The 26,026-nt window shown below is 71.9% G+C and carries 22 protein-coding genes; 7 read left to right on the forward strand and 15 right to left on the reverse strand.

Annotated elements, in window-relative coordinates; translation table 11 throughout:
- Positions 1-69: 69 nt before the first annotated feature.
- The 6 genes from EDF64_RS05390 to EDF64_RS05415 form a co-directional block, all read right to left on the reverse strand.
- A complete protein-coding gene (locus tag EDF64_RS05390; protein WP_432207014.1) occupies positions 70-969 on the reverse strand; it encodes a carbohydrate ABC transporter permease in 900 nt (299 codons plus the stop codon).
- Positions 969-1,919 carry a carbohydrate ABC transporter permease gene (locus EDF64_RS05395; protein WP_133519043.1) on the reverse strand — a complete coding sequence of 317 codons (951 nt, stop codon included), beginning with the start codon at positions 1,917-1,919 and terminating at the stop codon, positions 969-971. Before EDF64_RS05395 ends, EDF64_RS05390 begins: the two co-directional genes overlap by 1 nt.
- Before the next feature lie 164 nt (positions 1,920-2,083).
- A complete protein-coding gene (locus tag EDF64_RS05400; protein WP_133519044.1) occupies positions 2,084-3,442 on the reverse strand; it encodes an extracellular solute-binding protein in 1,359 nt (452 codons plus the stop codon).
- Between the two features lie 224 nt (positions 3,443-3,666).
- Positions 3,667-4,509, reverse strand: a complete 843-nt coding sequence (locus EDF64_RS05405; protein WP_133519045.1) for a PhzF family phenazine biosynthesis protein — start codon at positions 4,507-4,509, stop codon at positions 3,667-3,669.
- A 441-nt stretch (positions 4,510-4,950) separates the two neighbouring features.
- A complete protein-coding gene (locus EDF64_RS05410; RefSeq protein WP_133519046.1) occupies positions 4,951-7,335 on the reverse strand; it encodes a lamin tail domain-containing protein in 2,385 nt (794 codons plus the stop codon).
- 271 nt (positions 7,336-7,606) lie between these two features.
- Positions 7,607-8,857 (reverse strand): ROK family transcriptional regulator, encoded by a 1,251-nt coding sequence (locus tag EDF64_RS05415; RefSeq protein ID WP_133519047.1) that lies wholly within the window; start codon positions 8,855-8,857, stop codon positions 7,607-7,609.
- 97 nt (positions 8,858-8,954) lie between these two features.
- Here EDF64_RS05415 and EDF64_RS05420 point away from each other — a divergent pair, with 97 nt between their 5' ends.
- Positions 8,955-9,410, forward strand: coding sequence for a GNAT family N-acetyltransferase (locus EDF64_RS05420; RefSeq protein WP_133519048.1), 456 nt, complete (start codon positions 8,955-8,957; stop codon positions 9,408-9,410).
- A 2-nt stretch (positions 9,411-9,412) separates the two neighbouring features.
- Positions 9,413-9,808, forward strand: coding sequence for an MGMT family protein (locus tag EDF64_RS05425; protein ID WP_279512724.1), 396 nt, complete (start codon positions 9,413-9,415; stop codon positions 9,806-9,808).
- Positions 9,809-9,874: 66 nt separating this feature from the next.
- Here EDF64_RS05425 and EDF64_RS05430 read toward each other — a convergent pair whose 3' ends face one another.
- From EDF64_RS05430 to sucC, 9 genes are all read right to left on the reverse strand, one after another.
- Positions 9,875-10,300 carry a DUF805 domain-containing protein gene (locus EDF64_RS05430; RefSeq protein ID WP_133519049.1) on the reverse strand — a complete coding sequence of 142 codons (426 nt, stop codon included), beginning with the start codon at positions 10,298-10,300 and terminating at the stop codon, positions 9,875-9,877.
- A gap of 107 nt (positions 10,301-10,407) precedes the next feature.
- The gene (locus EDF64_RS05435) at positions 10,408-12,216 is read right to left on the reverse strand and encodes an ABC transporter ATP-binding protein (protein WP_133519292.1); all 1,809 of its coding nucleotides are present in this window, start codon (positions 12,214-12,216) and stop codon (positions 10,408-10,410) included.
- 110 nt (positions 12,217-12,326) lie between these two features.
- On the reverse strand, positions 12,327-14,150 hold the full coding sequence (locus EDF64_RS05440) for an ABC transporter ATP-binding protein (RefSeq protein WP_133519050.1): 1,824 nt from the start codon (positions 14,148-14,150) through the stop codon (positions 12,327-12,329).
- A gap of 321 nt (positions 14,151-14,471) precedes the next feature.
- The gene (locus tag EDF64_RS05445; RefSeq protein ID WP_133519051.1) at positions 14,472-14,657 is read right to left on the reverse strand and encodes a hypothetical protein; all 186 of its coding nucleotides are present in this window, start codon (positions 14,655-14,657) and stop codon (positions 14,472-14,474) included.
- Between the two features lie 197 nt (positions 14,658-14,854).
- A complete protein-coding gene (purH, locus tag EDF64_RS05450) occupies positions 14,855-16,486 on the reverse strand; it encodes a bifunctional phosphoribosylaminoimidazolecarboxamide formyltransferase/IMP cyclohydrolase (protein ID WP_133519052.1) in 1,632 nt (543 codons plus the stop codon).
- Positions 16,483-17,076 carry a phosphoribosylglycinamide formyltransferase gene (purN, locus tag EDF64_RS05455; protein ID WP_133519053.1) on the reverse strand — a complete coding sequence of 198 codons (594 nt, stop codon included), beginning with the start codon at positions 17,074-17,076 and terminating at the stop codon, positions 16,483-16,485. The genes purH and purN overlap by 4 nt, the downstream gene beginning before the upstream one ends.
- A gap of 105 nt (positions 17,077-17,181) precedes the next feature.
- Complete coding sequence (locus tag EDF64_RS05460) at positions 17,182-19,320, reverse strand: cell division protein PerM (protein ID WP_133519054.1); 2,139 nt, start codon at positions 19,318-19,320, stop codon at positions 17,182-17,184.
- Between the two features lie 280 nt (positions 19,321-19,600).
- Positions 19,601-20,488: a succinate--CoA ligase subunit alpha gene (gene sucD, locus EDF64_RS05465; protein ID WP_133519055.1), complete on the reverse strand. Its 888-nt coding sequence runs from the start codon at positions 20,486-20,488 to the stop codon at positions 19,601-19,603.
- A 14-nt stretch (positions 20,489-20,502) separates the two neighbouring features.
- Entirely contained in the window at positions 20,503-21,669 is a 1,167-nt protein-coding gene (gene sucC / locus EDF64_RS05470; RefSeq protein ID WP_133519056.1) for an ADP-forming succinate--CoA ligase subunit beta, read from the reverse strand.
- Between the two features lie 244 nt (positions 21,670-21,913).
- Here sucC and EDF64_RS05475 point away from each other — a divergent pair, with 244 nt between their 5' ends.
- From EDF64_RS05475 to EDF64_RS05490, 5 genes are all read left to right on the forward strand, one after another.
- Entirely contained in the window at positions 21,914-23,545 is a 1,632-nt protein-coding gene (locus EDF64_RS05475) for a RecQ family ATP-dependent DNA helicase (protein ID WP_133519057.1), read from the forward strand.
- A gap of 262 nt (positions 23,546-23,807) precedes the next feature.
- A complete protein-coding gene (locus tag EDF64_RS05480) occupies positions 23,808-24,095 on the forward strand; it encodes a hypothetical protein (RefSeq protein WP_133519058.1) in 288 nt (95 codons plus the stop codon).
- 53 nt (positions 24,096-24,148) lie between these two features.
- Complete coding sequence (locus tag EDF64_RS18110) at positions 24,149-24,514, forward strand: hypothetical protein (protein ID WP_166645614.1); 366 nt, start codon at positions 24,149-24,151, stop codon at positions 24,512-24,514.
- A complete protein-coding gene (locus EDF64_RS18115) occupies positions 24,511-25,347 on the forward strand; it encodes an oxygenase MpaB family protein (RefSeq protein ID WP_166645615.1) in 837 nt (278 codons plus the stop codon). Before EDF64_RS18110 ends, EDF64_RS18115 begins: the two co-directional genes overlap by 4 nt.
- 33 nt (positions 25,348-25,380) lie before the next feature.
- Positions 25,381-26,019: a pyridoxine/pyridoxamine 5'-phosphate oxidase gene (locus EDF64_RS05490; RefSeq protein WP_133519060.1), complete on the forward strand. Its 639-nt coding sequence runs from the start codon at positions 25,381-25,383 to the stop codon at positions 26,017-26,019.
- Positions 26,020-26,026 lie beyond the last annotated feature (7 nt).

The following is a 26,026-nucleotide window of genomic DNA, read 5'->3' on the forward strand; positions in this document are numbered from 1 at the left end:
GTCAGCGAGGACGTTCAGCGGCGACGATCAGCGGGGACGATCAGCGGCGACGGTCAGCCGTGTCGGGCGTCAGCCCTTGATGCCACCGGCGAGGGCGTTGCCGCCGCCGAGGCCTCGGGACACGAGGACGTAGAGGGCGATGACCGGCACGGAGTACACGATCGAGAACGCGGCGAGCTGCCCGTAGGCCACCGCCCCGTTCTGCCCGAAGAAGTTGAAGATGCTCACCGCGGCGGGCACCTTGTCGGGCGAGAGCAGCAGGACGAAGGGGACGAAGAAGTTCCCCCACGCCTGGATGAACACGAAGATGAAGACCACGGCGATGCCCGGGCGCATGAGCGGGATGACGATGCGCCACAGCGTGGTGAACATCGACGCCCCGTCGGTCCAGGCCGCTTCCTCGAGCGAGATCGGCACCGAGTCCATGAAGTTCTTCGCCATCCAGATCGCCATCGGCAGGCTCGTCGCGGCGAGGAAGAACACGCACCCCCACACGTTGTCGATGAGGTTGAGCGACACGAACAGCGCGTAGACCGGCACCATCATCGCGGTGATGGGCAGGCCGGTGCCGAACAGGATGCTGTACAGGAACGGCTTGTTCACGCGCATCTTGTAGCGGGACAGCGGGTACGCCGCCAGGATCGCGACGACGACCGTCACGATCGCGGTGCCGCCGGACAGCAGCAGGCTGTTGCCGAGCGGGATGAACGACAGCTCGGGTGTGAGCACCTTCGCGAAGTTGTCGAGCGTGAACTGCGACGGCAGCTTCACGGACAGCGAGGCCTGCGCATCGAGCGAGGCGAACACCAGCCAGAGGAGCGGCACCGCGAAGCAGACCGCGATGACGAGCAGCACGACGTTCGACACCCACCGCATGGTCCGGCCGCGCGGCGAGGTCATGTGCAGCGACCCGGGAGCGGTGACCGATCGGGTCGTGGTCGGGTCGAGGGACGGGGCAGTGATGGCCATCAGTCCACCTCCGGCTTGAGCGCGCGGATGTAGATGATCGAGAAGACCGCCCCCACCACGAGCAGGATGGTCGCGATCGCGGTCCCGAATCCGAGCTGCGAGAACTTGAACGCTTCTTGGTAGGCCAGGATCGGCAGGGTCGACGAGTTCGTGCCCGGCCCACCGCCGGTCATCACGAAGATGAGGGTGAACACCGACAGGGTCTGCAGCGTCGTCAGCATGAGGTTCGTCGAGATGCTCCGGCGGATGACGGGCAGCGTGATGTACACGAGCCGCTGCCAACCGGTGGCACCGTCGACCTCGGCGGACTCGGTGATCTCCTCGGGGACCTCCTGCACGGCGGCCGAGTAGACGAGCATCGAGAACGCGGTCCCGCGCCAGATGTTCGCCAGGATGATCGCGAGCATCGGGTACGTGTAGAGCCAGTTCGGCCCGCTGATCCCGATCGACTTCAGGAACTCGTTGAGCGTGCCGTCGTCGTTGAAGAAGGCGTACGCGGCGAACGAGGCGACGATCTCCGGCAGGACCCACGCCGCGACGACGAAGGTGCCGACGATCGAGCGGACGACCTTGTTCGCGGTGCGCATGAGCAGCGCGAGGCCGAGCCCGAGCACGTTCTGCCCCACCACCGCGGAGGCGAGCAGGAACACGATCGTCAGGATGACCGACTTCGGGAAGTCCGGGTCCTGGAAGAGCTCGACGTAGTTCTTCATGCCGACGAACTGCTGGTCCGCAGCGCCGGCGCCGGTCAGGGCGGAGTTGGTGAACGACCCGTAGAACGACGAGATGACGGGGCCGAGCAGGAAGATGACGAGGAGGACGAGGGCGGGGAGGAGCGGGACCGCTCGACCCACGTTCCGCAGCGGCTTCCGCTTGCGCGGAACCGGCGGGTCGGTGCGCTTCGGCGCACCGGGCGCCGACAGCGTCGGCGCGAGGGGAGTGCTGGACAAGGTGGTTGCCTTCCGGGTGCGGAGGGGGTTCCGAAGGTGGGGGGGACCGGACTGGAGGCGCGTGGCGACGCCGCCACGTCCGGTCTCGCAGGCTCGACCGGCGCGGACCGCATACCGCTTCGCGGCATCTCTCAGCGGTCCGCGCCCGTCCGTCACTGGTTCCGTCAGTTCGCGGAGACCGTGTTCTTCTTGCCGACCGTCTGGACGACGGCGGTGTCGTAGGCCGCTGCCGCTTGCTTCGGCGTCTGCTGCCCGGTCATCACCGCCTCCATCGCGACCTGGATGGCGTTCGAGACCTGCGAGTAGTCACTCGTCGCCGGGCGGAAGTTCGTGTGCTCCACGAGCCCGGAGAAGAACTTGAACGTCGGGTTGGCGTCCGTGTAGGCGGGGTCCTCGGCGACGTCCTTCCGGACAGCGATCTGACTGTTCTCGGTGTCGTACTTCAGCGAACCGTCCTTGTCGAGGAAGTTCGTGATGAAGTCGAACGCCGCCTGCGGGTTCTTCGAGTTCTTGCCCACCGCGAGGGTCCAGCCACCGGACATCGAGTTGTAGCCCGGGTCCTGGCCGTTCTGCGTCGGCATCGGTGCCTGACCCATCACGTCGTTCCACTCCGGCCACGGAGCGGTCCCCGACTTCAGCCAGGTGCCGGACTGCCACGAGCCGTCGAGGTCGATCGCGAGCTTGCCCTGGGGCAGCCACGTCTGGGCGATGGTCGTGCCGACGTTCGTGTCGAGCGCCTGCTGCGGTGTCGGGCCGAGGCCGCCCTGGTAGACGTCCTTCACGAACTTGAGCGAGTCCTCGAACTGCTTCGAGCCGGTGACCCACTTCTTGTCCTTGTAGAGCGTGTTGCCGGAGCCGTCCGCGCCGTACAGGAGCATCTCGAAGCCCTGCATGGTCGAGGCTTCACCCTGCGCCTTGCCGGAGTAGATGTTGAACGGGATGACGTCCGGCTGCTTCTCCTTGATGGTCTTCGCCGCCGCGAGCACGTCGTCCCACGTCTTCGGCTGCCACGGGACCGGCAGGCCGGCCTTCTTGAAGATGTCCTTGTTGTACCAGAGGGCACGGGTGTCGGTGCCCATCGGGACGCCGTAGGTCTTGCCGTCGACGCCCTCGCCCGCCTGCTTGGCGTTGTCGTAGAACTGGTCCCAGTCCTTCCACTTCGCCGTGTACTTGTCGAGCGGCAGCAGGTACCCGGCCTGGGCGTCGGCCTTGACGAGGAAGGTGTCCTCGTACATGACGTCCGGCGCGGTGGCGGGCGCCTTGTTCATCAGCGCGAGCTTCGTGTAGTAGTCGTTGCCCTGCGCCTGGATCGGGACGAGCGTGACCTTCTTGCCCGGGTTGTCCTTCTCGTACTCCTTCTTGACGACCTTCATCTGGGCGTCGAGCTGCTGGAAGGCGCCGAACTTCTGGTACGCGATCTTGATGGTGTCACTCGAGGCGGACCCCGAGCTCGAGCAGCCTGCCAGACCGACCGCGGCGACGGCCACGGCTGCGAGTCCGGCGATGATGCGGGTGCGTTTCATCGGTGCTCCTTTGCACGGGTGACGACCGCGGGCTCCGTCGCCCGCGCACGCAGTTAGTCCACCGTATTGACTTAATGGTGTCAAGAGTTTTCCGTGTCGAACCGCGCGGAGGAGGACGAATCGCGCATAGGAGGGCGAATCGCGCATAGGCAGTCAGAACTTTCGACCGTCTACGCGCAGTTCGACCTCCCATCGCAGACGTGATGGGAAGGAACGTCTGTCCGTCAGCGGACCGGGGTCGCACTCCCCGTCACGGTGACGCCTCCCGACGCCGGCACGTCGACGAGCAGGATGCTCGGCCGTCCGACGTGCCGCCCCTGCCGGATCACGACCCGGTCCCCCGGCTCGACGGCCCCGACCTCGCGCAGGTACGCCCCCGTGGACGCCGCAGCCGAGCCGGTCGCCGGGTCCTCCGTGATGCGGCTGACCGGGAACAGGTTGCGCGCCTCGTACTCGAGCGCCGACGTCCGGTGCAGCACGGTGACGGTGCCGAACCAGCCGGCCTCGGCGTTGAGCGCGGCGAGCGGCGCCGGCGCGAACCGGAACTGGTGGAACAGCTCCTCGTCGTCGAGCACGATCACCGGGTGCCAGTTCCCGGCGAAGGACTCGAGGACCGGGAACCCCTCCGCGACGTCGTCGAGGGTGAGCCCGAGCAGCGCGAACAACCGGTCGCGGAGGTCCGGGTCGATCGGCCGCGTCGACGGCTCGACGCTCGTCATCGCGACCTGCACGCCGCCGTCGGGGCCGCTCGTGGCGTCGAGGGCCACGTTGCCCGCAGCGGTCGTGAACACCCGACGCCCGAGGCCCTCCCGCTCCGCCAGCACCACGGCGGTGGCGATCGTGGCGTGGCCGCAGAAGGGGACCTCGGCAGCGGGCGAGAAGTACCGGACGCGCTGGCCCGTGGGCGTCTGCCCGACCACGAACGCGGTCTCGGGGTAGGCCACCCGTCGGGCGATCTCGAGCATCTCGTCGTCGGAGAGCCCCGCGGCGTCGAGCACGATGCCGGCCGGGTTCCCTCCCCCGGGCTCGGAGGCGAACGCGGTGTACCGGAGGATCTCGATGCTCACCCGTCGACGCTACCGCCGCCGGGCGAGCCGCCGCGCGTGCCGATCCCCCGCGCGTGGCCCGCAGGCGCGCCCGGGCGCCGGGGTCGTTCCGCGCGTGGGAGGACGTACCGCGCGTGGGAGGACGTTCCGCGCGTGGGAGGACGGGAGTTCCTGCCTCCCATGCCCGATTCGGCCTTCCATCCCGCGTGCGATGGGCAGGAACGTCACGACGCGACGGGCGACGGCCTGGAGGCGCGGGGCGGGCTGGCACCGCGCCTCCAGGCCGTCAGCCGGTCACCCCCAGGGCGCCGGGCCGACGCGCGCGCACCTGGAACGACAGCGTCGTCGTCGGACGACAGCGACGGAGTCGCTCCTCACGGGGCGCGATGTCCCGCGCGCGCAACGGACGACGTCCCCGTCGTCGTGCGACGACGGGGACGTCGTTCGGAGTCGGCGCTCCGACTACGCCGCGCGCACCGTGCGCCGGCGACGCACCACGAGCACCCCGACACCGGCGGCGAGGAGCAGCAGCGCCGCCGCGATCCCGGCGGACAGGTCGGCGCCCGTGAACGCGAGCTCCCCCGTGACCGGGTCGATCGTGATCGTGGTCCAGCCCAGCACCGAGCCGTCGGCAGCCGTGACCACGATGCGGTGCAGCCCCGCGGGCGCATCCTCGGGGATGGTCACCGAGACCGTGCCGTCGGCGGCGACCGTCACCGTGCCGAGCAGCGTCGGGGTCGAGAACAGCCACACGCTGACCCGGTCACCGGCGTACTGGGTGCCGACGCCGATGGTGATCGTCGCTCCCGGGCGGGCCGAGGTCGGCGCGGAGACCGAGCCGCGGGTGCCGTCGGTGAGCGACGACTCCGAGGGGGCGACCGGCGCGGGCGGGGACGACGGCGAGCCCGACGGCACCGGCGCGGGGGTCGGCACCGGCGTCGGCCCGGGGGTCGGGCCGGTCCCGCCACCACCCGGCGTCGACCCACCGTCGCCCGGCGTCGGGTCCGTGCCCTCGTCCGTGCACGGGTAGGTCCCCGTCCGCAACGAGAAGCCGTCGGTGTCGTTGTCGTCGGCGTAGAAGGTGGCACGGGCCCCCGCGGTGCAGACCCCGGAGATCGCGAAGCCCTCGTTCGCCAGGGTGCGGTCGGCCGCGGACGGTGCCTCGTGGACGGCCGTCGCGGTGAAGGCCCCGTCGCGCACCTCGAACAGCGCCGTGCGACCGGAGCACGCCTCGTCGCAGACCACCCAGAGCGCGTCGAGCGTCGGGTCGAACTGCACGTCGGCGACCAGGGCGAACGGCGTCGCGATGGTGGCCACCCGCTGGGACGAACCGTCGTCCATCAGGGCGTAGGCGTACACGCTCGCGGTCCCCTCGACCCCGACGAAGAACAGCCCGCCACCGTGCCCGGCGTAGGTCGACGGCGTGTACGCAGCGCCGGTGTGCTCGTCCGCGAAGCCGTGCGCGGTGAGCCAGGAGTCCGGGATCCAGGTGACGCCCTCCAGGCCGGAGTTCGCGCCGAGCCCGGGGAAGTCCGCCGCGAGGTTCCACTCGTCGGTGGCGTTCAACGTCTGCTGCGAGCCGTCGGTGGTGGCGAAGCGCAGGACCGCGGGGCGGCTCGTCTTGGAGACGTCGTTGTCGCGCTCGGTGGAGACGTAGACCGCACCAGGGTCGTCGGCCGTGACGGTCACGCCCTCGGCGTCGGGCGTTCCCGATCCGTCGGCGTAGTGGAGCTCCGTGCCGGCGGCGTTCGTCGGACTCCAGCCGCCCTTCCCGTCGGAGACGATGCGGTAGAGCAGCCCGTCGCCGTTCTGCACGGCCCACAGCTGCCCGTCGGCCGAGGTCGGCGACGTCGTCCAGTCGAGGCCGCTCAGGTCGCCCGTGAAGGTGTCCTCGTCGTCGAGCACCGTCTCGTCCGGGCCGCCGGGCCAGGGCTCGGCGGTCACGACGCCGGCGAAGCGGTTCGCCGTGCCCTTGGTGGGCTCCGACGTCTCAGCGAAGGCTCCGGTGCCGTCGGGGTTCCGGCCGTACGTCGTCGCCGCGTGCGCGGTCCACGAGTACGCGTCCACGAGCTGCCCGCGCGGGTCGAACAGTCGCGCCGAGTCCGCCTTGCCGAGGCCGAAGCCGAAGTCCGCCTCGTCGAGCACGGTGAAGCCGCCGGGCGCCACGGTCGTGCCGGCCGGGATCGCGTACGCGTGGTCGGCGGTGTCCTCGCTGTCACGGAGCACGTACCCGGCGAGGGACACCGCGGTCGTGCCGGTGTTCGTCAGCTCGACCCAGTCGCCGGGGGTGCCGTCCTGCGACTCGACCTCGTTGATGCGCACCGGCGAGGAGCAGTCGTTCGCCGCACCCTTGGTGGAGGCGGTGGTGTCGACGAGCACGCCGGAGCCGTCCGGGCAGCTGCCGTACGTCACCGCGGCGTGGGCCGTCCACGAGTACCGCAGGGCCAGGTCGCCCGCACGGTCGTACAGCCGCACGGTGTCCGCGCCGCCGAGCCCGAAGTCGAACCCGGGGGCGGTGGCGGACTCCTGGTCGACGACGAAGTACCCGCCCGCGGCGATCGTCGACCCGGCAGGCAGGACGTACGCGTCGTGCGAGCTGTCGTCGTCGAGGAACGCGTACCCGGACAGGTCGATCGTGGCGGCGCTCGTGTTCCGCAGTTCGACCCAGTCGGTGTCGTCGCCGTTCGACTCGACCTCGTTGACGACGAGGCCGTCCGCGGCGGTCGTGCCGACGCTCGGGTCGTCGTCGCCGACGGCAGCGGTGGCTGGGGAGGCCGTCATGACGCCGGCGGCGACGACGAGGCCGGCCGCGACTGAGGCGACGGAGCGCAGGGCACGGGAACGCATGCAGGGTCCTTCTCGGGCAGATCGGGGGGGGGACCTGCACGACTGTTCAGCATCCGGGCGTCCGGACGGTGGCGTCCAGGTGAACGACAGGTGCTGCCCACGGCTGCCGGGAGGCGCGGCGCAGCCCCGCCCCACGGGTCCGGCCCGACGGTGGTCGGGTCCACCCCGCCGCCGGTCCGGCCCGACGGTGGCCGGGTCCACCCCGCCGCGGGTCCGGCCCGACGGTGGTCGGGTCCGCCCCGCCGCGGGCCCACCGCGGCGGCCCCCGGGATCAGCGCCGGATGAGGAGTGCGCTCGCGCGGGGGGACAGCGCGGCGTCGAGCACGAGGCACGCCGCACCCACCGCGGCGACGTCGGCGCCGCGGTCGCTCTCGTCGACCACCACCGGGTGCTTCGGGACGAGCAGCGGCGAGTCGACGATCGCCGTCCGAGCCGCCGGCAGCGCGACGCTCGACACCCGCGACCAGAACGGACCGCCGAAGACCACGCGGTCCATGTCGAGCAGGTTCACGATGAGGACGACCGCGTTGCCCATGACCACGCCGGCGTCCTGCGCGAGACCGATGGCCGTGGGGTCCCCGGCCTCGATCGCTGCCGACAGCTCGTCCCACGCCCGGTCGACCTCGGCCACCCCGTCACCGGCGGCCTCGCCGGAGAGGGCCAGACCGCGCGAGCGTGCGACCTGCACGAGCCGGTCCGGTGCGACGGCGGCCCCGACCTCGCCCCGGGTCCCGGCGCTGTCCGGGGTGCCGGCGAGGGCGCCCTGGTCGACCATGATGTGGCCGGCGTCGCCCGCGTTCGAGCCGACGCCGCGCACGGGTTCGTGGTCGACGACGAGGCCGACGCCGAACCCGGTGCCGAAGTACACGAAGGCGAAGTTCCGCGCCGAGGACTCCCCCGCCAGGAACATCTCGCCGACGACCGCGGCCGTGACGTCCTTCTCGAGCAGCACCGGGTAGCCGGTGGCCTCGGCGAGCGCGTCGCGCAGCGGGACGTCCCGCCACCGCGGCAGGAACGGCGGGTCGAGCACCACGCCGGCGTCGACGTCGATCGGGCCGGGGCTGGCGATGCCCACGCCGAGCACCGCGTCGACGTCGATCTCCGCGTCGGTGACGAGCCGGTCGACGGCGGTGGCGATGGTCCGGACCACCTCGGACGGGTCGTCCGCGGTCGGCGTGGAGGTCGTCGACGACGCGACGACGGTGCCGGCGAGGTCGAGCAGCACGTAGGTGACGACGGCCGGGTCGACGTGCACCCCGACGGCGTACCGGCTGCCGGCCTCGAGCCGGAGGATGGTGCGGGGCTTGCCGCGCCCGGACACGACCGTGCCGGACTCCGCGATCATCCCCGCCTCGATGAGGAACCGCGTGACGTTCGAGACCGTCTGCGCGCTGAGGCCGGTGCGCGACGCGAGCTCCACACGGCTGAGCCCGTCGGGCGAGCGGCGCACCGCGTCGAGCACGACGGTGCGGTTGAACCCGCCGATCGACGGGAGGTTCGCCCCACGCCGATGTTCTGCCATGCCGCGACCATACCGCGCCGTCGTCGCCGCAACGGTGCGGTATCGGTCTCCCCGTCACGCTGGCCCCCGGACGGGTCGCACCGTTAGCCTGAGCGGCATGACGGACCTCCGCCTCGAAGAACTCTCCGCCTCGACCGCTGCCGCGGCCAACTCCCTCACGCTCAAGCCCGGGCAGGAGCAGTTCGTCCAGCCGACGACCTACGGCGTCGCGGAGTCCGACGTGAAGCCGAGCTCCGCGTGGACCCGTGTTGTGCTCGACGGCGACGAGGTCGTCGGCATGATCATCGGCACCTTCGACCAGGACAACTCCGAAGAAGAGCTGCGCAGCGCCATCTGGCGCGTGAACGTGTCCGCGACGGCGCAGGGTCGTGGCGTCGGGCGCTTCGCCGTGCACGGCCTGGCGGACGAAGCACGAAGCCGTGGGCTCGAGCGCCTGACGGTCGTGTACGAGCCGGGTGGCGACGACAGCCCCGAGGCGTTCTTCCGTGCCGTCGGGTTCGAGGTCGTCCGTGAGACCCAGTACGGCGACCACTTCGCGGTCCTGACGCTCTAGCGGTGCCCGAGGACGACGCGGTCGACCAGGGCGGCGCGGTCGACCAGGGCGGTTCGGTCGACCAGGGCGACGGCGCTCCGGTCGACTTCGGCGCCGCCGTCGCCGAGGTGGTCCGGCTCATCCCGGCCGGACACGTCATGACGTACGGCGACGTCGCGGCGGCGCTCGGCTCCCGCGCCTCCCGTGCCGTCGGCAAGGTGATGGCCCACGAGGGTGCCGACCTGCCGTGGTGGCGCGTGGTCCGGTCCGGCGGCCTGCCACCGGTCCACCACGAGGCCCGGGCGCACGAGCACTACCGCGCCGAGGGCACGCCGCTCGTGCAGGGGACGACCGCCTGGAGGATCGACATGCGTCGTGCGCGCTGGTCGCCCGCCACGGATGCGGACGACCCGTTCTGACCGCTCACCGAACGAGGCGGCCCAGGTCGACGCGGCTCAGATCGACGCGGCTCAGATCGACGCGGCTCAGGCGTCGAACCGGGCGCCCTTCGGGTTCGACGGCAGCAGGAACATGACGAACAGCACGAGCGACCCGATGCCGACCAGGACGTGCAGGAACTGCCAGAAGCCGGACAGGTTCGCGTCGTGCAGGCGTCGGGCGCCGAGGGCGAGCGAGCCGATCAGCGTCGCGAGCACCCACAGCATGAACAGGTAGGACCCGACCGGGTTCTCGAGCACCGGGGTGTTCGGTGTGAACACCTGCGGCACGAGCTGCAGCACGAGCCCGATGGCGAACGACGTGATCCACCACCACCAGAACTCGGAGCGGGACGCCCGTCCGGTGAAGACCGTGTACTTCCGCCAGAACCGTCGGACGGCCTCGGCGAAGGGTGCCCCGTAGAAGGGGTCGCGCAGGGCGACGCCGCCGGGCTGCACGCTGTCGTTGCTCATGGGTCAAGCCAACCACGTGGAACCACGAATCCGACGTGGAACCAGCGCGAGTGCGTGGTTCCACGTCGGATTCGTGGTTCGTCGTCCGGGCCGCTCGACGATGGCCGCTACACGAGCGAGTCGCGCCAGGCCGCGTGCAGCTGGGCGAACCGCCCGGTGCCGGAGATCAGGTCCTCCGGCGTGCCGTCCTCGACGATCTGGCCGTACTCCATCACGAGCACCCGGTGGGCGATCGCGACGGTGGACAGGCGGTGCGCGATGATCACGGCCGTGCGGTCCGCGAGCAGGGTCTCCAGCCCTTCCTGCACGAGCCGCTCGGACGGGATGTCGAGCGACGCCGTCGCCTCGTCGAGGATGAGCACCTTCGGGTCCGCGATGAACGCCCGCGCGAACGAGAGCAGCTGCCGCTGGCCCGCCGAAACGCGCCCGCCGCGCTTGTTCACGTCGGTGTCGTACCCGTCGGGCAGCGCCATGATGAACTCGTGCGCGCCGACCGCCTTCGCCGACGCCTCGATCTCGGCGCGGGAGGCCCCCGGCTTGCCGAGCGCGATGTTGTCCGCGACGGTGCCGGAGAACAGGTACGCCTCTTGCGTGACCATGACGATCGCGCGGCGCATGTCCTTCGGGTCCATGTCGCGCAGGTCCACCCCGTCGAGCCGCACGGAGCCCTGCGAAGGGTCGTAGAAGCGCGCCATGAGCTTCGCGAGCGTCGACTTGCCGGCACCGGTGGACCCGACGAGCGCGATGGTCTGCCCCGCCGGGATGTGCAGGTCGAACTCCGGGAGCACGACCTTGCCCTTGTTGTAGGCGAACACGACGTCGTCGAAGTCCATCTTCCCGGTGGCGTCGGCGAGCTTCACCGGCTTCGCGGGGTCCGGCACGCTCGGCCGTTCCTCGAGCACGCCGGAGATCTTCTCCATCGCCGCCGAGGCGGACTGGTACCCGTTGTAGAACATCGCGAGTTCCTGCGCGGGGTCGAAGAAGCGCTTGGCGTACAGCGCGACCGCGAGCAGCGCACCGACCTCGAGCGTCCCGCCGACGATCCGGAAGCCGCCCACGATGACGACCGCCGCGAGCGTGGCGTTGCCGATGAGGACGAGCACCGGGTCGAACGTCCCGAACAGGTTGAACACCTTGGTGTTCGCGACCCGGTAGTCCTCGACGAAGCCGCCGTACTCGTCGCGGTTGCGGGACTCCTTGCGGAACGCCTGCACCGCCCGGATGCCCGTCATCGTCTCGACGAAGTGCACGATCACGCGCGCCGAGGTGACACGGGTGGCACGGAACAGCGTCTGCGAGTTCTTCTGGAACCAGCGGATCAGGAACCACAGGGGCACGAGCGACACCGCGAGCACGAGCCCGGACGTCGGGTCGAGCAGCACCAGGGCCACGGCGGTGAACACCATGTAGAGCACGCCCTGGATGAGCTGGTTCAGGCCGGAGTCGAGCAGCTCCCGGATGGAGTCGAGGTCACTCGTCTGGCGGGAGATGATCCGACCGGACGTGTAGGTCTCGTGGAACTCGAGCGACAGCCGCTGCGTGTGCAGGAACACCCGCTTGCGCAGGTCGAACAGGATCGCCTGGCTGATCCGCGCCGCGAGCACGGTGTACCAGGCGGTCAGCACCGCACCGAGGACCGCGACGACGATGTACGTGGCGACGACGGCGAACGCCGGCACCCAGTCGTTCCGGTCGAGCACCGCCGGCAGGGCGTTGTCGATGCCCCACGCGATGAGCGCCGGACCCGCGACGGTGCCCGCCGTGGAGACGACCACGACGATGCCGAGCAGCACCAGGCGCATCTTGAGCGGGGCCGCGAGCGACCCGAGCAGGGCGAGGGAGCGACGCCGCAGGCGCTTGCTCTCCGCCTTGGTGAAGTCCTCACGCTCCTCGCCGCGCACGCCCAGGGTGGTGATCGATGCGGTGACGGGCGCGGCAGACTGCGTGTCGGCGATGTCGTCGACGACGGGATCCGCGCCTCCCGGCCCGGCCGACGTGTCGACCGGCAGGTTCTTCTCCTGCTGGCTCATGCCATCGCCTCCTCTCGTGCGGTCACGTCGTCCTCGTCGAGCGACGAGATGACGTAGCGGTAGTGGTCGTTGGTGGCCATCAGCTCCGAGTGGGTGCCGACGGCGGTGACGACGCCGTTCTCCATGAGCGCGACGCGGTCCGCGAGCGTCACCGTCGACGGACGGTGCGCCACGATGAGCGACGTGGTCTCGGCGAGGACGCGGCGGAGGCCCGCCTCGACCCGCGCCTCGGTGTCGACGTCGAGCGCCGACAGCGGGTCGTCGAGGACGAGCACCGACGGCCGGGCCGCGATCGCACGGGCGAGTGCGAGCCGCTGCCGCTGCCCACCGGACAGGGACAGTCCCTCTTCACCGACGCGCGTGTCGACGCCGTCGGGCAGGTCGTCCACGAACGACGCCTGCGCGATGTCGAGCGCCTCGCGCATCAGTGCGTCCGCTTCGGCACCGGTGACGTCCGGACGGCCGAGCAGCACGTTCTCGCGCACCGTCGTCGAGAACAGGGTGGCGTCCTCGAACGCGACGCCGACGTGGCGCCGCAGTTCCTCGCGGGTGAGGTCACGGATGTCGACGCCGTCGATCGTGACCGATCCACCGGTCACGTCGTACAGCCGCGGCACCAGCGACAGCAACGTGGTCTTGCCGCAGCCGGTGAGCCCGACGAGCGCCATGGTCTCACCAGGCTCCAGCCGCAGCTCGACCCCGTTGATGAGGTCCGGGTACTGCGGCGCGGAGTCCTGGTACCGGAAGTGCACCGCGTTGAACGACAGCGCACCGTGCGGCTCGGCGATCGTCTTCGGGTGTTCCGGGTCCGTGATCGTGTTCTCGGAGTCCATGACCTCGAAGAACCGGTCGACCGCCGTACGGGTGTCGAACGTCATCGAGAGCAGGAAGCCGATCGACTCGATCGGGAACCGCAGCACCGTCGCGGTCGCGAAGAACGCGAACAGCTGCCCCACGGAGAGCTGCCCCTGCGACGCCAGGTAGATGCCGGCGAGCAGGCAGAGCGCGAACGCGACGTCCGGCACGAGCAGCAGCCACAGCCAGATGCTCGCGATGGCCTTCGCCTTCTTGATCTCGGTGCCGCGGAGCGCCTCGGCCTGCTCGCTGAACTCCTCGAGCTTGTGGCCGCCGCGACCGAACGCCTTGAGCACGCGGATGCCGTGCACCGACTGCTCGACGCTCGTCGCCAGGTCACCCACCTGGTCCTGGCTGCGGCGCGCGACGACGGAGTACCGGCGTTCGAACAGCAGCCCGTTGATCCAGAGCGGGATCGACGCGATGAGGAAGACCAGGCCGAGCAGCCACCCGAAGGTGAACAGCACGACGAAGCCGACCACGATCGTCACGATGTTGACGACGAGCAGCACGACGCCGAACGCCAGCCAGCGGCGGATGAGCGACAGGTCGGAGACCGACCGGGACAGCAGCTGCCCGGACTCCCAGCGGTCGTGGAACGCGACCGGCAGGTCCTGCAGCTTCGCGTAGAGCGCGTTCCGCATGCTCGTCTCGATGCGGGTCGACGGGCGCATCACCATGCGACGGCGCGAGGCGATGAAGAACGCCTCGAGGATGCCGAGGGCGAGCACGCCGAGGCCGGCCGGCCAGATCTGTGCGGAGTCCTTCGAGGACAGCGGGCCGTCGACGAGCCACTGCAGGACGTAGGGGATCGCGAGCGCGACGAGGGAGGCTCCCATCGCCGCGGCCATGCCGGCGATGAGGCGGCCCCGGTAGGGCTTCACGTAGGGGTAGATCCGCGCGATCGCGCGGAATGTCGATGGGCGGTCGGTGGACGGGCGCGCCTGGTCTGGCGTCTTGGACATGCGGTTGCGTCCTCGTGCGTCGTGCCGGGGCCTCCCGGCCGGGAGCCGCTGTCGCGGCAGGTCCGGTCCGGAGGCTCGGTGTCCGTTGCGTGGTGGTCGTCGGCCGAGCAGGTCGGTCGCGACTCGGGCCGTGCGCACCCTGGTCGGGTGCGCTGCGGTCTCGTCGCGGTCGCCCGCCGCCGCTGGTCGAGCGGCGTCGGTTCGGTCGGAGTGCACCGGGAGACAGTCGTCCCCCGGGTTCAGGCGTGGGCTCGCGCGGGCCCGTGGTCGGTGTCGTCGGCTGAGCCGGCGATCACCGTCCGGTGGCTGTGGGAGACAGCCCTACGCGGACAGCGGTGCCGTGACGGCGGGCGCACCCCGGTACGGGTGCGGCGCGACGGCCGGCTCGGCGGAGCGGTCTCGTGTGACGAGCGCACCCCCGAACGGTCGTGCGTCGGGAGCGGTCCCCACGAGGGACACGACATCCGCACGGGCATCCGTCGCCACGATTCCGGTCGTCGTGTTCATCGTCACTCCAGTCGTCGTCTTCGTCACCGTTGTGTCCGCGGTGCCGCCGACCCGTGGTTGTGCAGTGGTGCGGGGCCGTCGGCGTGCCTGTCGCGGAGCCTTACAGACTATTCTCAGTGACTCTCAGCGCGCAATAGGGTGCCGGACATTCCCACATGCCGGAAGGGAGGTCCGAGCCGGTCGGCCCCGCAGCAGCGTCAGTGGAAGAAGTGCCGCTCGCCCGTGAAGTACATCGTCACGCCCGCTGCGGCCGCCGCGGCGATGACCTCCTCGTCGCGGACGCTGCCGCCCGGCTGCGCCACCGCACGGACCCCGGCGTCGAGGAGCACCTGCAGCCCGTCGGCGAACGGGAAGAAGGCGTCGGACGCTGCGACGCTGCCCGCGGCTCGGTCGCCGGCACGCGTCACCGCGAGGTGGCACGAGTCGACCCGGTTGACCTGGCCCATGCCGACCCCGACGCTGGCGCCCTGGTTCGCGAGCAGGATCGCGTTCGACTTGACCGCGCGGCTCGCCTTCCACGCGAAGGCCAGGTCGGCGAGGGTCTGGTCGTCCGCGGGCTCGCCGGCGACGAGGTTCCACGTCGACTGGTCGAACCCGGTGAAGCGGTCGGCGTCCTGCACGAGGAAGCCGCCGGAGATCTGCTTGACCTCGCGCGGGGCGAGGGCGAAGTCGGCCGGCAGCGTGAGGAGGCGGATGTTCTTCTTGCGGGACAGGATCTCGACGGCCTCGGGGTCGAACGCCGGCGCGACGACGACCTCGGTGAAGATGTCCTTCACGGTCTCCGCCATGCCGACCGTGACGGGGCGGTTCGCCGCGATCACGCCGCCGAACGCGGACAGCGGGTCGCAGGCGTGGGCGGCCGCGTGCGCCGAGGCGATCGGGTCGGCGGCGTCGGCCGACGCGATCGCGATGCCGCACGGGTTGGCGTGCTTGATGATCGCGACGGCAGGCTCGTCGAAGTCGTACGCGGCACGGACGGCGGCGTCGGCGTCGACGTAGTTGTTGTACGACATCTCCTTGCCGTGCAGCTGCGTGGCCTGGGCGATCCCGGTGCCGCCCTCGCTCGTGTACAGCGCCGCGGCCTGGTGGGCGTTCTCGCCGTAGCGGAGCGTGCTGGACAGGTCGGCGGTGACGGCGAGGTGCTCGTCGAAGGACCCGGGCGTCTCGATGTCACGCACCGTCGTCGGCTCGGCGGCGGCGACCACGTCGCTGGCGAAGTACGACGCGACGGCGGTGTCGTACGCGGCGGTGTGGGCGAAGGCCTGCGCGGCGAGGCGCTTCCGGAGCTCGAGCGTGGTCCCGCCGGCACGGACGGCCTCGACGACCTCGGCGTAGGAGGCGGGCGACACGACGATCGCCACGTTGGGGTGGTTCTTCGCTGACGCGCGGACCATCGCGGGGCCGCCGATGTCGACGTTCTCGACCACGGTGGCGGTGTCGGCGCCCGAGGCCACCGTCTCGACGAACGGGTAGAGGTTGACGACCACGAGCTGGAACGGCTCGATGCCGAGCTCGCCGAGCTGCTGCTCGTGCGACTCGAGCCGGAGGTCGGCGAGGAGCCCGGCGTGCACCGACGGGTGCAGGGTCTTCACCCGGCCGTCGAGCGACTCCGGGAACCCCGTCACCGCGGCGACGTCGGTCACCGCGTAGCCGGCGTCGCGGATGGTCTGCGCCGTGGACCCGGTCGACACGATCTCGACACCGGACTCGGCGAGGGCCCCGGCGAGCTCGAGCAGCCCGGACTTGTCGCTCACCGAGATGAGCGCCCGCCGCACAGGGACGACGTCCCGGTCGCGGTACAGGCTGGGGTCGGCTGCGTGCACGCTCATGCGCTCGGGGTGCCCTTCAGGTCGGTGGTGCCGTTGGCGATGTCGAGGATGGTCTGGATGAGCAGGCGTCGCTCGACCGGCTTGATGCGGTCGTGCAGCGTCGACTCGGAGTCGCCCGGCAGCACCGGGACGCGCTCCTGCGCCAGGATCGGACCGCTGTCGACGCCGTCGTCGACCTTGATCACGCTGGCGCCGGTCTCGGTCACCCCGGCCGCGAGGGCGTCCCGCACGCCGTGCGCGCCGGGGAACTCGGGCAGGTAGGCGGGGTGGGTGTTGATGATGCCGGGTGCGAACTCGGACACCACGGTGGGCGGCAGCAGGCGCATCAGGCCGGACAGCACGAGCAGGTCGGGCGTCCACGGGCGGATCTGCGCGGCCAGCTCACGACCCCACTCCTCGCGCGAGTCGAACCGCGAGAACGGCACCGTGAACGTCGGGATCGAGTACTCCTCGCCCAGCTGGAGCCCCTCGGCGTCGCGGTCGGCACCGATGGCGACGACCCGGGCGGGGTACTCCGCGTCGAGGGTCGCCTCGAGCAGGGCCCGGAGGTTCGAGCCGGCACCGGAGATCAGGACGACCAGTTCGAGCACGGGACCAACCCTACCGGCCAGCTCGTCGTGCGACGTCGGTCGACGGGGCCTCGCGACCGGTCGCGGTCACCGGTCGCGCTCACCGGTCGCCGCACCCGGTCGTCGCTACCGATCGTCCTTCGGTCGGCGCCACCACGGGAGTTCGTCCTCGGGGATCTGGTCGGTCGCGTCCCACCTCGGTCCGGACGCAGCGGCCCGGGGGCGCGCATCCGTCTCGGGAGCGTCCTCGTCGACGTCGTCGCGGCCCGCCACGAACTCCTCGGTGCTCCACGGGAACGCGGGCTGCGCCTCGGTGCCGGGCGCGGTCGGCACCGGCTCCGCGTCGGCGGGGCGGTGGTCGTCGCGTTCGGCGTCGGCGCCGGTGACGCGGTCGCGGAGCTCGCCGGCACGCTCGCGCACGCCGTCCGCCGCGCCGCGCAGTCGGTCGCGGATCGCGCCGACCCCTCCGGAACGTGTTGGGCGCGGAGCATCGGCGACGCGGTCCGCCGCCACGACGTCGGTGCGTGCCCAGTCCGGCAGGGCGACGTCGGCATCGGGGTCCACGCCGGCATCGCGGTCCGATCCGGCACGCGCGTCAGGGTCCGTTCCGGCACGCGCATCGGCCGTCGGCCTGGAGGCGCGGCTCGGCACCTCCGGCACCTCCGGCTCCGCCACGGGGCCGGTCCCACGGCGGCCGGGTCCGGTCTCACGGTGGCCGGGTCCCGTCCCACTGCGGTCGGGTGCGGCCGGCCGGTCTCCGCCGCCCGCGAGGTCGGGATCGCCCGCGAGATCGCGATCCCCCGACGGGCCGTGCTCGTCGCCGATCGGTTCGGTCAGCTGGTCGTCGGTCGTCGACGTCGTCCGTCGCGCCGCCGGCTCGGTCGCGCCGTGGGTCTCCTCGACCACGAACCGGTGCGCGTTCGTCGTCCGACCGGCCTCGTCGAGTGCGGCGAGGAGCGACCCCTCGTGCTCGGCCACCCGGTCGACATCGGCCTCGGACCCGGACTCAGCCTCGTGCCAGCGCTCACGACCCCAGCCGCGCTCCGGCATCCGCACCAGGTCGCTCCCGGCCGCGAGCGCCACGACCGCCGGCACCCCGACCTCGAGCGCCGCGAAGGCACCGACCACGAGTGCGTGCGGGCCGACGTCGGCGAGCCGTCCGGGGCCGAACGAGCCGGAGGTCAGCCAGGCGACCAGCCCCGTGAGCACGCCGGCGACCAGGCCGGCGGCGACACCACCGAGCGCCCGGTGGAGTGCCGAGTTCGCCGTGCCGAGGGCCGCCACGAGCCGGGGCCGGAGGAGCCCGCCGGCGGCGAACCCGGCGACGACGGGCACGAGCACCCAGACCAGTCCGAACGTGTGGCCGGACGCCGGCAGCGCGCCGAACACGGGCAGGCCGGGGATCGGTCCGAGTGACGTCGCGATCGGGGACACGCTCGACCCGGTGCCGATCGCGAACCCGGGCCCGATCAACCACGAGGTCGCCCAGCCGACGAAGTCCGGCAGGAACGCGAGCTGTCCGACCGTGAGCGCGATGCCGCCGACGACGCCGGCGTGCGACCGCTCGTACAGCGAGATGACCTCGGCGAACGAGGTGAAGAGCAGGAGCGCGACGACGATCCCGGCCACGGCGACGACCGCCGCGGTGGCCGCGGTCCCCGCGCGGAGCCCGAACGCCGCCACCGCGCGCCACGACGCGGGGATCCGGTCGAGCTGGTCCAGCACCCGCTGCGTCAGGACGTCCGCGGGGAGGCCGCGACGACGACGGCACACCTCGGAGGTCACGAGCGCCGGGATCCCGAACCAGAGCGCCGGCAGGACGATCGCCTGCCAGATCGTCGGGTGCGTGGCAGCGGAGCGGGTCGACAGCGCGACCAGGAGCCCGAGGGCCGCGACGACCGCCGTGCCGACGAGCAGACCCGTCGTCCGGTGCTCGGTCTCGGCGAACCGTCGGCCGGCGCGGGCGGCGAGCCACGCGGTCACGATCGCGAAGCCCAGCGCCGCGAGGGTGACGTGGATCGGGTCGGCGGCGCCGCTCACCCCGGAGGACTTCGCCAGCGCGGCCCCGAGCAGGAACGACACGTCGACGCCGTGCCCGACGAGCCAGACGCTCCCCGTGGCCTTCCAGAAGACGTCCCAGTCGATCTGCAGGCCGTACTCGAAGCCCCAGAGCAGGGTCAGCGGGACGAGGGCGATCCCGAGGCCGACGCCGACCGTCACGACCGCCTCGATCGCGGCGAGCAGTGCGGTTCCCAGGCGGTTCATCGCAGCGAGGATACGGTGCGATCCACCGCGCGCGGCGTTGCCGCGCGGCTCCTGTGGAGAACGCGCGGACGGGCTCCCGTACCGTCCGACCAACCGAAGGCACCGCGCGCCGTGCGTTTCCACGGCGCGGGCGCACTTCGGTTGTGCGCCCCGCCCGCCGCGCCCCGCCGCGCCGCGCGCCGCGCCGCGCCCCGCCGCCGGGACCGCGCCGGGAACGACGGGAGGCACGGTGCCAGCTGGCACCGTGCCTCCAGTCCGTCCCCGGTCGGGACGTGTGCCGTTACTTCGCGGCGACCACCTCGCGCAGCAGCGCGGCCGTCTCGGACGGCGTCTTGCCGACCTTGACGCCAGCCGCCTCGAGCGCCAGCTTCTTGGCCTCGGCCGTGCCCGCAGATCCGGACACGATCGCGCCGGCGTGCCCCATCGTCTTGCCCTCGGGGGCGGTGAAGCCCGCGACGTACCCGACGACCGGCTTCGTGACGTGCGCCTTGATGTAGTCGGCCGCACGCTCCTCCGCGTCGCCACCGATCTCACCGATCATCACGATGGCCTCGGTCTCGGGGTCGGCCTCGAACGCGGCGAGCGCGTCGATGTGCGTCGTCCCGATGACGGGGTCGCCGCCGATGCCGATGGCGGTCGAGAAGCCCAGGTCACGCAGCTCGTACATCATCTGGTAGGTCAGCGTGCCCGACTTCGAGACGAGGCCGATCGGGCCCTTGCCGGTGATCGACGCCGGGGTGATGCCCACGAGGGACTCACCGGGCGTGATGATGCCGGGGCAGTTCGGGCCGATGATGCGGGTCTTGCCGCCGAGCGCCTTCGCGTGCGCCCAGAACACCGCGGCGTCCTGCACCGGGATGCCCTCGGTGATCACGACGACGAGGGGGATCTCGGCGTCGATGGCCTCCATCACGGCGTCCTTCGCGAACGCCGGCGGGACGAAGACGATCGAGACGTCGGCACCGGTGGTGTCGATGGCCTCGCGCACCGAGCCGAAGACCGGCAGGGTGACGTCGTCGTGGGTGACGGTCGTGCCGGCCTTGCGCGCGTTCACGCCGCCGACGACCTGGGTGCCGGCCTTGAGCATCAGTGCGGTGTGCTTGGTGCCCTCGCCGCCGGTGATGCCCTGGACGATGACCTTGGAGTCCTTGTTGAGGAAGATCGACATGTTGCTTCCGCTCCTTACGCCGCTGCGGCGAGCTCGGCGGCCTTCTCGGCCGCATCGTCCATGGTCGCAACGACGGTGACGAGCGGGTGTGCCGCCTCCGCCAGGATCGCGCGACCCTCTTCCACCTTGTTGCCGTCGAGGCGCACGACGAGCGGCTTGGTGGCCGCGTCGCCGAGGATCCCGAGGGCGGCGACGATGCCGTTCGCGACGGCGTCGCAGGCGGTGATGCCGCCGAAGACGTTCACGAAGACGCTCTTCACCTGCGGGTCGCCGAGGATGACGTCGAGGCCGTTGGCCATGACCTCCGCCGACGCGCCGCCGCCGATGTCGAGGAAGTTCGCGGGCTTCACGCCGCCGTGTCGCTCACCGGCGTAGGCGACGACGTCGAGCGTCGACATCACGAGACCGGCACCGTTGCCGATGACCCCGATCTCGCCGTCGAGCTTCACGTAGTTGAGGCCGTGTGCCTTCGCCTTGGCCTCGAGCGGGTCCTCGCTCGCGGTGTCTTCGAGCTGCTTGTGTCCCTCGTGGCGGAAGTCGGCGTTCTCGTCGAGCGAGACCTTGCCGTCGAGCGCGAGGATCCGTCCGTCGCCCGTGCGGACGAGCGGGTTGACCTCGACGAGGGTGGCGTCCTCGCCGGCGTAGACGTCGTAGAGCTTCACGAAGACGTCGGCGACGGCGTCCTGCAGCTCGGACGGGAAGTTCGCCTGGGCCGCGATGTCGAGCGCGGCCTCCTTGTTGATGCCGAGGAGGGGGTTCACCTCGACACGGGCGAGCGCTTCGGGCTTCTCGACCGCGAGCTGCTCGATCTCCATGCCGCCCTCGACGCTGGTGAGCGAGAGGTAGGAGCGGTTCGCCCGGTCGAGCAGCACCGAGAAGTAGAACTCCTCGGCGATGTCGGCGCCCTGGGCGACCATGACGCGCTTGACCGTGTGGCCCTTGATGTCGAGGCCGAGGATCGCCTGCGCGTGCTCGAACGCCTCGTCGGGGGTCTTCGCGACCTTGACGCCGCCGGCCTTGCCGCGACCGCCGACCTTCACCTGCGCCTTGACGACGACGACGCCACCGATCTTCTCGGCGGCGGCCCGTGCTTCTTCCGGGGTGTCGGCGATGATGCCCTGGAGGACGGGGACGCCGTAGGACTCGAAGAGGTCCCTGGCCTGGTACTCGAAAAGATCCACGCTGTTCTTCTTCCCGCACGGTTCGTGCGATCGGCATCGGTTTCCCGGTCGCGCACTCACCATCGAGGGTCGCTCGATGTCGAGACAACGGCCGGACCCGAGCCTAGCGCTGGTCGGTGGACGTCCGGTGCGCGGACGGTCGGGTCCGGTGTCGGACTGGAGGCGCGGGTCGCGTCCGGTGGGCATCAGCCGCCGCGCGCGCCGCCGGGTCCGACCCCCAGCGTCCGTTCGGCAGAGTGGATCGGTGAACGACGCACTCCGCACCCGCACCGCCGACGTGTTCGGCTGGCACCTCCGCGCCGACCAGGAGTCGGTGATCGACGCCGTGCTCGCTGGCCGTGACGCACTCGCCGTGATGCCGACCGGCTCGGGGAAGTCCGCGATCTACCAGGTCGCCGGCCTCGAGCTCGCGGGCGTCGTCGTGGTGGTCTCTCCCCTCGTGGCGCTGCAGGAGGACCAGGTCGTCGGACTCGAGCACCACGTGCACGCTCCCCGCGCCGTCGCGATGAACGCCACGAGGAAGGCGCGGGACGTCGCCGATGCCTGGGACGCGCTCGCGGCGGGCGACGTCGGCTACGTGTTCCTGGCGCCCGAGCAGCTCGTGAAGGACGACGTGCTGGAACGACTCCGCGCCGCCGGGGTCGCGCTGCTCGCCGTCGACGAGGCGCACTGCATCTCGTCGTGGGGGCACGACTTCCGCCCCGACTACCTCGCGCTCGGCGAGGTCGCGGAGCGTCTCGGTCGCCCGCCGGTGCTCGCCCTGACCGCGACGGGCTCCGCCCCGGTGCGCGACGACATCGTCGAACGGCTCGGCATGCGCGACCCGTTCGTGCTCGCCTCGGGCTTCGACCGTCCGGGTATCCGGCTCGAGGTGGTCCGGCACAGCGAGGACACCGAGAAGCGAGCCGCCGTGGTCGACCAGGTCGCCGGGCTCGAGGGGGCCACCGTCGTCTACGTCGCCACCCGCGCCGCGACGACCGAGTACGCCGATGCCCTGGTCGCCCGCGGGAGTCGGGCTCGGCCGTACCACGCCGGCATGCCGGTGGCGGAGCGCGAGCGCGTCCACACCGGCTTCCTCGACGGGGACGTCGACGTGGTGGTCGCCACGAGCGCCTTCGGCATGGGCATCGACAAGCACGACGTCCGGTACGTCGTGCACGCCGACGTCCCGGAGTCGGTCGACGCCTACTACCAGGAGATCGGCCGTGCGGGGCGTGACGCCGAGCCGGCCGGCGCGACCCTGCACTACCGCGCCGAGGACTTCGGGCTGCGCACGTTCTTCGCGTCCGGCGCACCCCGACCCGCATCGGTCCGAGCCGTGTTCGACGCGGTCCCGGCCGCCGGCGCGATCGCCCGGTCCGAGCTCGCCGAGACCTCCGGCCTGTCCGCCCGCACCGCCGGCCGCGCGCTCAACGCCCTGCTCGACGCCGGGGTCCTGCGCGACGACGTCGACGGTGTGTCCCGGGTGCCCGGCGGTCCGGACACCGCGGCGGTCGCGGCCCGTGCCGCGGCGGACCGTGCGGCAGAACGCGAACGGGTCGAGGAGTCGCGGATCGCGATGATGCGGGAGTTCGCCGAGACGACCGGGTGCCGCCGGCAGTTCCTGCTCGGGTACTTCGGGGACGAGTTGCCGGAGCCGTGCGGCAACTGCGACACCTGCTCGTCCGGGACGGCGCTCGACGGCGGCGTCCACGTGGCCGACGGCGCGAACGACGACCTCTGGCCACCGGACGCCCGCGTGGAGCACGCCGAGTGGGGCACCGGTGTGGTGATGAGCACGGAGGAGGACCGCATCACGGTCTTCTTCGAGTCGGCCGGGTACCGCACGCTCGGCCTCGCCGACGTGGTGCAGCGGAAGCTGCTCAAGCGGGTCTGACCCGGCGCGGACAGCGCCGCCGCTCCCGCGGGGGAAGGCGCGGTCGCTCGACCACCCGTCGGCGACCGCGCTCCACTCCCCCGAGCACGGCGAGTGTGCCTCGCCGGTGTGACCCGGAGGTGTCCGCCAGGTGAACGGTGTCCACCGTGCGAACCCGGCACGCACGTGGCCCGCGACCGGTCGCCCCGTGCGCCCCGCTCGCCCGGACGCGTCCGCAGCCCCGCGGGGTAGACAGGACTCCCCGAACCGAGAGGAGCGCGCAGTGAGCGACCCCGGCATCACCCCGAACGACGGAACCGACGAGTTCCGTGACGACGACGTGGACACCGAGCACACCGGCCCGTACGAGGTCGACGACCGCGAGGAGGCCCTCGAGACCGTCACCAACGACGCGGTCGCCGGCGAGACCGTCGAACCGCAGCCCGGCGACGGCACCGACGACGGCCCGACCGGCGGGGCACCCCGTGAGGGCTCCCCCGACACGTACGAGCACGACGATGACGACGACGGTCGCGACCTCGCGACGGAGGACGGCTCGGGCCCCCTCTGACCGGCCCGGGCCCGGCACGGCCTGCGCGGAGCACGGCTCGGTACCATCGGGCCGTGCTCCGCCGTGTCCGTGCCGCCGTCCGCCGCATGCCCGCGGCGGCTCGACTCATCGCGATCGCGGCGCTCCTGCTCGTCGCCGCCGCAGCGAACCTCGCCGCACGGTCCGAACCGGTCGGCCGGTGGCTGCCCCTGCTCGTGGTCGCCGTCGTGGGTGCGGTGGTCGCCGGCGCTCCCACCCGACTGTGGCCGCTCCCGGCGATCTGGCTCGTCGCGACGCTCCTCGTCACGACGACGGGCGTCCCCGTCGACGCCGCGGTCCTCACACCGTCGCTGGTGGCCGGTGGCGTCGCGCTGGTCGCGGCCGTCGCCGCGGACGTCGTCCCGGTCCTGCGGGACCGCCACCGACGGGCGCGGACGTGACCCGTCCACTGCCTGGAGGCGCGGCGCACCACCGGCACCGCGCCTCCAGTCCGGCCCCCGGTCGCGTCGCAGACCGTGACCTGCGTCGGTTCCTCGCCGACAGCACGCCCGTGGCCGCGGGCGGCCTCGCCATCCTGCTGCAGATCGCCGACCCCGTCGTCGCCGCGGGGGTCCGACGGCACTCCGACTTCGCACGGCGGCCGCAGCAGCGGCTCGCCCACACCCTGATGTTCGTCTACGCCGTCGTGGTCGGCACCGACGCGGACGCTGCCGTCGCCGCGTCGTTCGTGGACCGCGCGCACCGACCGGTCACCGGGGCCGACGACGCGGACCGGCAGCTCTGGGTGGCCGCGACCCTGTTCGACTCCGCACGGCGCGCGCACGACCTGTTCGGCGACCCCGTCGCAGCCGACCGTGCCGAAGCGGTCCTCGCCGCCTACGCACCCATCGGCACGGCCCTGCGGGTCCCCGCCGACCGGTGGCCCGCCTCGGTCGCCGCGTTCGACGCGTACTGGGCGACGACGCTCGAGACGCTCGTGGTCACCGACGACGCGCGCGGGGTCGTCCGTGACCTGCTGCACCCGCGGTTCGCGCCGCTGTGGGTGCGCGCGGCGATGCCGCTCGTCCGCATCGTGACCGTCGGCATGCTGCCGGACGCCCTGCGCACGCAGTACCGGTTCCCGTGGGGGCCGCGCGAGCAGCGGCGCTTCCGCCGGGCCGTGCACCTCGTCCGGACCGTCCGCGCCGTCGTGCCGGGCTGGGCACTCCGCCTGCCGGGGCCGCTGCTGCTCCGCGCGATGCGTCGGTACGCGCACCACCGACCCGCATCCTGAGCGTCGCAGCTCGACGCGCGGTTGGCTGGGCGCATGCCCTCCGCCCCGCTGTCCGGTGACACGTCGTTCTCGTTCCCGGAGTTCGCCGACCCGCCCGCGTCCCCGTTCACCGTCGCCCGGACCTGGATCGACGACGCGCAGGACGGCGACGTGGCCGAACCGCTGTCGATGACCCTCGCCACCGCCGGAGCCGACGGCCGGGTGCACGCCCGGACCGTCGACGTGAAGCGGCTCGACGACGCCGGCCTGGTGTTCGGGACCTCGTCGGACAGCCCCACCGGACGCCAGCTCGACGAGAACCCGCACGCGGCGCTCCAGGTCTACTGGCGGGAGACCATGCAGCAGCTCCGCTTCGAAGGCCGCGTGGTGCAGCCCTCCGACGACGAGTCCGACGCGCTGTTCGCCGACCGGTCGCCGAAGTCCCGCGCCGCCACCGCCGTCGCCGCCCAGTCCGCCGTCCTCGAGCCGCGCACCCTGCAGGACCTCATCGACGACGCGAACGCGCTGCTCGACGAGCACGGCGACGACGTCCCGCGGCCCGGCTCGTGGCGCGCGTGGCGACTCGAGCCGGACACCGTCGAGTTCTGGCACGGCAGCCGCGACCGGATGCACCGCCGTCTGCAGTACCGGCTCGGCGGCGACGGGTGGGCCGTGGAGCGCCTGCAGCCGTAGCGCCGCG

Source organism: Curtobacterium flaccumfaciens, assembly GCF_004361695.1.
Taxonomy (GTDB): Bacteria; Actinomycetota; Actinomycetes; order Actinomycetales; family Microbacteriaceae; genus Curtobacterium; species Curtobacterium flaccumfaciens_B.